Below are 5,913 nucleotides of genomic sequence, written 5' to 3' on the forward strand. Positions count from 1 at the left end.
CGCACCGGCCGCAGCGACGGCGGGGCCGCGCGCGGTGCCGGCGCCGGCACGTCGCCCTGGCGGATCTGCACGCGCACGATCGCCTCATAGCCAAAGAAGCGATTGACCCGCTCGACGATCTCGGGCGCGATATGCTGCATCATCGTCGCATGCGCGCCGCGCACGATCAGGCTCAGCGTGCCGCCGGTGCGTTGCCCATGCGGAAATTTGATCGATTCGGGGGCCGACACCCCGGCATAGCGCGTCCCGACAATCTCGCCCCAGCGGCTGACCACCGCGCCCTGGACGAAGCCGAACCGGCGGAACGCCGCGCGTCCGGCATCGGGCAACAGTTCGGCCACCGCGCGCGCGCGTCCGCCGCGCGGCTTTTCCGGCTCGGCGCGTTTGATCACAGGCTTGGCGGGATCGCGTTTGCTCATCCGCCCGTCCATGCCATAGCGATGCGGTGTCCGCCAAGCGTCCTTCCACCATCGCCGCCCGATTGCTCGCCTGGTATGATGCGCATGCCCGCGATCTGCCGTGGCGCGCGGCCCCCGGCAGCAACGCACCCGATCCCTACCGCGTGTGGCTGTCCGAAATCATGCTGCAACAGACCACGGTCGCGGCGGTGCGCCCGAAGTTCGAGGCGTTCGTCGCGCGCTGGCCCTCCGTGGAGGCGCTCGCCGCCGCGCCCGAGGCCGATCTGATGGCGGCCTGGGCCGGGCTTGGCTATTATGCCCGCGCCCGCAACCTCCACGCCTGCGCCCGCGCCGTCGCCGAGCGCAGCGCCTTCCCCGACACTGAGGAGGGTTTACGCGCCCTCCCCGGCGTCGGCGCTATACCGCCGCCGCGATCGCCGCGATCGCCTTTGGCGCGCGCGCGGTGGTGGTCGATGCCAATGTCGCGCGCGTGGTCGCGCGGTTGTTCGCGATTGAACGCCCTTTGCCCGGCGCGATGCCCGATTTGCGCGACGCGACCGACCGCATCACCCCCGACACCCGCTCGGGCGATTTCGCCCAGGCGATGATGGATCTGGGGTCCTCGGTCTGCACGCCGCGCGCGCCGCGCTGCCTCGCTTGCCCCTTGGCCGAGGATTGCGCCGCCTATCGCGTGGGCAACCCGGAGGGCTTTCCCATCAAGCTCGCCAAGGCCGCCAAGCCGCAGCGCCACGGCACCATCTTCTGGGCCGAACAGGAGGGCCGCGTGTTGCTGATGCGGCGTCCACCGCGTGGGCTGCTCGGCGGTATGCGCGCGCTGCCGACCGGGCCGTGGGTGGAGTCTCCGCCTGCGCTCGCGGACCCGCCACTCGCGGCTGCCTGGCGGGTGTTGCCCGAAACGGTGTCGCACACCTTCACGCACTTCCGGCTTGAACTGGCGCTTGCGGTCGCGCGCGTGGATGGGCATGGGCCGATCGGAGAGTGGTGGGATGTGACCGGGATCGACTCGGCGGGCCTGCCGACTGTCTTCGCCAAGGCGGCAACGGCAATCAGGAGGGCACGATGGTAGCGACGCGGTTCAAGATGGCAGCGAGCGCCTTGCTCATCGCGGCAACCGGAACGGCGGTCGCGCGGCACGTCGTACATGCCCCCGTGGTGCTGCGCACCGCCCCGCGCCTCCCGCAAACGCAGGCGGTGTTTTCGGGCTATGTCGCGGCAAAGAAGATCCCCGGCGTGGTCGGCGTGATCGGCCGCGGCAATGCCCCGTTCGCGGTCGTTGCAGCGGGCCGGATCGGTGACGAACCCGGTGCTCCGCTCGCCGACAAGGACAGCCTGTGGCGCGTCTATTCGATGACCAAGCCGATCACCGCGATGGCGGCGATGATCCTGATCGAGGAAGGCAAGATGCGGCTCGACCAGCCGGTCAGCGACTTCATCCCCGCCTTCAAGACGATGCGCGTACAGGTCAGCCCGGATTCGCTCGACACGCGCGCGGCGACGCGCCCGATCACGATCCGCAACCTGCTGACGCACACCGCCGGGCTCGGTTACACGATCATCACCAAGGGGCCGTTGCTCAAGGCCTATGAAGATGCCGGCATCACCCCCTTCACCTCGGATGCCAAGACCGAGGCGCAGCTTCGCCTCAAGCGCCCGCCGACGCTGGAAGCCTTCGCCAACAAGGTCGCCACGCTGCCGCTGATCGCCGAACCCGGCACCAAATGGAGCTATTCGATCGGCCTCGACGTGATGGGCCGCGTGATCGAGGTCGCCTCGCACCAGCCGTTCGACCGCTTCCTGCAGACGCGCATCTTCACCCCGCTCAAGATGCGCTCGAGCTGGTTCACCGTGCCGGGGTCGGAGGCGCACCGTCTCGCCACCGGCTATTTCATCACCCCCAATGGGCGCACGCCGGTCGATCCGGGCGCGACCTCGGTCTATCTCAAGGCCCCGAGCTTCCCTTATGGCGGTGCCGGGCTGGTGACCTCGGCTTATGATTACGACCGCTTCCTGCACATGCTGCAAAATGGCGGGACACTGGACGGCGTGCGCATCCTGAAGCCCGCCACGGTCAAGCTCGCAATGTCCAACCTGCTGCCGAATGGGGTTGTCTATCCAGGCGCAGTTGCGGCGACCGGCGGCACCACCAACCCGCAGGGCTTTGGTGCGGGCGGCTCGGTCACGCTGCACGATACCCCCGGTGGTCCGGCCAAAGGCACTTATGCTGGGGCGGCGCTGCCGGCACGATCGCCTGGGTCGATCCGGTCAATCAGTTCCGCGCGACGATCATGGTCAACTATCTGCCGGGCGATCGCTGGCCGCTGCGCGCCGATTCGACCAAGGCGGTCTATGCCGACCTCGCTCCGGTGCTGCCACACAAGTGAGCGCGGCGGCGATGCTGACACCCGGCTTTACCGGCGGCCTGCTCGACCGCGCCGATGCGCTGCGCCACGACGAAGCCGCGCTCGCCGCTGCCCGGAGCGACTGGCGCGCGCGGCTGCTCAAGCTCGAAAATTTCGAGCCTGAGCTCGATGATATGGGGATGCTTGGCTGGACAACGCTGGCCGATGCGCCCGACGATGCCGAGCTGGTGCTGCTCGGGCTCGACAATGGCCGCCCGCATTTCGCCGCCTATACGCCGGGGATGCGCGCACCCAAGGGCCGCTCGGCGCGGCTGTTCGGCCTGCTCGATCGCTTCGCGCCGGGCGAGGCGGCGACGTACGCCGCCGCGCGCAGCGTGCTCGACTGGCACAGCCGCCACCAATTCTGCGCCAATTGCGGGCACCAGACCGCGATGTTCCGCGCCGGTTGGGGGCGGAACTGCCCCAATTGCCATGCAGAACATTTCCCGCGCGTCGATCCGGTGGTGATCATGATCGCCGAGCATGACGGGCGCGCGCTGCTTGGTCGCCAGCCCGCTTTCCCGCCCGGCCGCTATTCGGCGCTGGCGGGCTTCCTCGAACCCGGCGAATCGATCGAAGAAGCGGTGGTGCGTGAAATCGCCGAGGAAGCAGGCGTGCGCGTGCACGACGTGCGCTATGTGGCCAGCCAGCCCTGGCCATTCCCGTCTTCGCTAATGGTCGCCTGCATCGGCATGGCCAAGGACGATACGATCACGCTCGACACCCATGAGCTGGAGGATGCGATCTGGGTCCCGCGCGACGTCGTTCGCGCGGTGCTGGCAGGGGAACCGGGGCCGTTCCTGCCGCCCCCGCCTTATGCCATCGCACACACGCTGTTGACGGCGTGGGCGGCGGGGTAAGCGGCAAACCGGGTCGAACGAGACTTACAGCTTCAGCCAGCCCTTGCGGTCGGCACAGAATAGCGGCGTGACAACGCCAAGCCCCGCCAGCACACCCCAAAAGCGATCACCCACAAAACGCCGATCTGCGGGAAAGTGAGCGATGTCTCGCCCACTGACGGTGCGACAAAAACCCCAAGTACGATGGGGAAGATGTAGCCACAGAGCGTAGCCACCGCGAGCAGGACGTAAACGAAAACCCTCATTTCTGTTCTCCTTACGTTCAATGTCACACACTTCCGCGCGAGTCGCTACCCTTGCCGCTTCAGCTCAACACGCTGACCACCCGCCTCGTTTCAGGCATCGCGCGCGCATCCGGTCGCGCCGCCAGCGCGATCAGACGACGCGCCGCGAGCGTGGTGGCGTCGGCCTCGACGCTTTGTTCGAAGGCATCGCCTTCCAGTGTATAAGCGCGCTGCGCTGATTCCAGCACGGCACGGTCCTGCGCCAGAATTTCGGGCTCGGCCGAGGTCCAGATTGGCGGCTGCGCTGTCTCCACCGGCCCACGTTGCAACAACCAATGCTGGATGCAGCGCCCGGGCACGGTCGGCACATGGTGCAGCACCAGACGGAAGGCATCGCCGCCCGCCACCGTCACCCGATCGGGCAAATCGAAGCGCAAGTGCGTGCCCGGCCCGGTCACGGTCAGGCTGGCGGCGGTGCTTTCCACCTCATAGCGCGTCGGCAGCAACCCCACCGCCTGCACCCGGAACCATTGCGGATGCATATTGGGATGGGTGAAGGCCGCGTGACAAATGTCGAGATTGTTTTCGATCGGCAGGATCGCCTCGCACGCCAGCTCCATCGCGCCCTGCAGCCATTGAAACCGGTCGAATCCGTCAATCGCCAGCGGTGCGCCCTCCGGCTCATCGGCACCCGTCCACAGCCAGACATAGCCGTCCTGCTCCGCCACCGGATAGCGGCGGACGGGTGCGCTCTTGATCGTCTGATCCTCGCGCAAGGACGGAATATGGCGGCAGCGCCCGGCTCCATCGAACCGCCAGCCATGATAGGCACAGGCAATCGTCCCAGCGCTAACGGTGCCGAGCGACAGCGTCACACCGCGATGCGGGCAGCGATCGTGCAGCGCTTGGGGGCAGCCGTCGGCATCGCGAAACAGCACGATCGGCGCGCCGTGCAGCGTGATCGCGACCGGCGCATCGCGCAATTGCGTGCTCGCCACGCCGACATACCACGCGTCTTTCGGCAATGGGATACGATCCGCAACGGGAGCGGAAGGGAGGTTCATCGGGTACTGTCCTCGACGGGTTTGAAGAAACCGAGCCGCTGGCACGCGTCGAACACGCGTCGGCCATTGAAGGAGGCGAGCAACATCGCGCCGATGCTTCCCCAAGAAACCGCCGCGCGGATCGCGAGCGCCTGGGCCAGCGGAAACGCGCTCATGATCCACACGAACGCGCCTGCCCGCGCCACGAAATATAGCGCCCAAGCGAGCGTGAAGGCGCGGAAGAACTGCACCACCTCGGGGCGGTCCGCCGGAATATCGGGTTTGCGCTGCCGCGCGATGCGCAGCACCAGCGGCTCCTGCCCCGATGCGCCGACGAGAAACACGCCAGCCGTCAGCAGATTGAGGATCGCGCCTTCATAGCGGATCATGAACGGGGTCTGCGCCCATAGATCGATCGCCCCGAACACCAGCGCCGCGCCGTTCGCCAACAACCACAGGGGCGGGAAAGGACGCCGGGTCGCCAGCCGCCAACCGCCCTCGACGACAATAAACCCAAGCGCGACCGCGATGGCCGGCTTTATGCCGAAAGCGAGCAGCACCGCCCAATACAGAAGGAGCCCGCCAAAAGTGTGGAACACCGCCGCGAGAAAGGAGCGCAGACGCATCATTTCGAGTCTCCGTCACGGGCATGGGCGGCCATCGCTTCGCCCAGGAACAACCACCGCCGTCGATCGAGCGGTAGCGAAGCGGCGAGCGCCGGATCGGCAAAACCATCCTGCCAAAACTGCGTCAGCGCGGCGTGCAGGCCCCCGTCGTCACCCGTCATCCGCGCAATCAGCGCCGCCGCGCGCGCGCCCAGCGCCCGTGCCTGTGGCGTGTCGGGCGTGCCATCGACGAGCGTGTCGAGCTCGGCATAGAGCTCCGCCCATTCCGCCGCGATGGTTGGCGCGACTTCGGCCAGGCGGCGTTGCTGAGCGGGGGTGAAAAACGCGCGCGCCGAGCGGCGC

6 protein-coding genes and 2 pseudogenes are annotated in these 5,913 nt (G+C 67.7%); 3 read left to right on the top strand and 5 right to left on the bottom strand.

The window, feature by feature from the left end:
• A partial coding sequence (locus NW75_RS17760) for a DUF721 domain-containing protein (protein ID WP_033966536.1) occupies window positions 1–431 on the bottom strand: 431 nt, incomplete at its 3' end.
• 50 nt (window positions 432–481) lie between these two features.
• Between NW75_RS17760 and NW75_RS17765 the strand changes: the two are divergent.
• From NW75_RS17765 to nudC, 3 genes and pseudogenes are all read left to right on the top strand, one after another.
• A pseudogene (locus NW75_RS17765) lies at window positions 482–1,485 on the top strand (A/G-specific adenine glycosylase).
• A pseudogene (locus NW75_RS17770) lies at window positions 1,479–2,800 on the top strand (serine hydrolase domain-containing protein). The pseudogenes NW75_RS17765 and NW75_RS17770 overlap by 7 nt, the downstream one beginning before the upstream one ends.
• An 11-nt stretch (window positions 2,801–2,811) precedes the next feature.
• Window positions 2,812–3,678, top strand: coding sequence for an NAD(+) diphosphatase (gene nudC, locus NW75_RS17775; protein WP_033966541.1), 867 nt, complete (start codon window positions 2,812–2,814; stop codon window positions 3,676–3,678).
• A gap of 32 nt (window positions 3,679–3,710) precedes the next feature.
• On the opposite strand, the gene NW75_RS17780 is transcribed toward nudC, so the two are convergent.
• The 4 genes from NW75_RS17780 to NW75_RS25375 all read right to left on the bottom strand — a co-directional run.
• Window positions 3,711–3,923, bottom strand: a complete 213-nt coding sequence (locus tag NW75_RS17780; RefSeq protein ID WP_033966538.1) for a hypothetical protein — start codon at window positions 3,921–3,923, stop codon at window positions 3,711–3,713.
• Window positions 3,924–3,982: 59 nt separating this feature from the next.
• Window positions 3,983–4,966: an aromatic ring-hydroxylating dioxygenase subunit alpha gene (locus tag NW75_RS23160; protein ID WP_081988820.1), complete on the bottom strand. Its 984-nt coding sequence runs from the start codon at window positions 4,964–4,966 to the stop codon at window positions 3,983–3,985.
• Entirely contained in the window at window positions 4,963–5,574 is a 612-nt protein-coding gene (locus NW75_RS17790; protein WP_033966539.1) for a septation protein IspZ, read from the bottom strand. The genes NW75_RS23160 and NW75_RS17790 overlap by 4 nt, the downstream gene beginning before the upstream one ends.
• A partial coding sequence (locus NW75_RS25375) for a hypothetical protein (protein ID WP_033966540.1) occupies window positions 5,571–5,913 on the bottom strand: 343 nt, incomplete at its 5' end. The genes NW75_RS25375 and NW75_RS17790, both read right to left, overlap by 4 nt.

Origin of the sequence: Sphingomonas sp. Ant H11, from assembly GCF_000797515.1 — a bacterium.
GTDB lineage: Bacteria > Pseudomonadota > Alphaproteobacteria > Sphingomonadales > Sphingomonadaceae > Sphingomonas.